The organism is Streptococcus sp. GMD1S (assembly GCF_000296875.1).
Lineage (GTDB): Bacteria > Bacillota > Bacilli > Lactobacillales > Streptococcaceae > Streptococcus.
This window is the reverse complement of record NZ_AJQY01000399.1, coordinates 1-754: the sequence shown is the minus strand read 5'-3', so window position 1 is coordinate 754 and position 754 is coordinate 1. Positions and strand designations below refer to the sequence as shown.

The 754-nt window shown below is 46.0% G+C and carries 2 protein-coding genes; both read right to left on the bottom strand.

Annotated elements, in window-relative coordinates; genetic code table 11:
- The coding region (gene epsC / locus GMD1S_RS10625; protein WP_000539987.1) for a serine O-acetyltransferase EpsC at positions 1-440 on the bottom strand (440 nt) is incomplete at its 3' end.
- 14 nt (positions 441-454) lie between these two features.
- The coding region (locus GMD1S_RS10620; protein ID WP_000324223.1) for a S1 RNA-binding domain-containing protein at positions 455-754 on the bottom strand (300 nt) is incomplete at its 5' end.

The window sequence follows — 754 nt, the reverse complement described above, 5'->3', positions numbered from 1 at the left end:
GCACCCGCCCCAACTTTGGCTTTCTCTCCAATTTCAATAGGGCCAATCACCTGAGCGTGGGCCGAAATCAGCGCCCCTTTACGAACAGTCGGATGGCGTTTGCCACTATCCTTACCTGTCCCTCCAAGAGTAACCCCATGGTAGAGAAGAACACCTTTTTCAACGATAGCTGTCTCCCCAATCACAAGTCCTGCTCCATGGTCAATAAAGACACCTGATTCGATCTGAGCACCAGGGTGAATCTCTATCTGCGTCCAAAAACGCCAAAACTGGCTGTGCATACGAGCTAAAAGCTTAAAGCCATGTTTCCAGAGAAAATGAGAGAGACGGTGAGCAGCCAAGGCTTTGACACCCGGATAGGTCAGCAAGACTTCCAAGGTAGTGCGAGCCGCTGGATCATTTTCTTTTACGATATCAATGGTTTCACGCCACCATCCCATACATTTCTCCTTTCTTATTCTGAGTCTTTTGGTGTTTCTGTAGTTTCTTTCTTAGGTTTGTGGTCCTTGTGGTGGTGACGAGGACGATCGCCATGACGATGACCTTTATCCCCTTTTTCTTCTGAACGTTCAGGTTTTGGCGGACGTGGCAAGAGTGCCTTCATAGAAGCATCTACACGACCTTTTTCATCGATCTTAATAACCTTTACATCTACAAAATCACCAATTTGAACTAAATCTTCTACATTATTGGTACGTGTCCAAGCCATTTCAGAAATGTGCACAAGTGCATCTGTCTTATCAAAGAGGTTGAC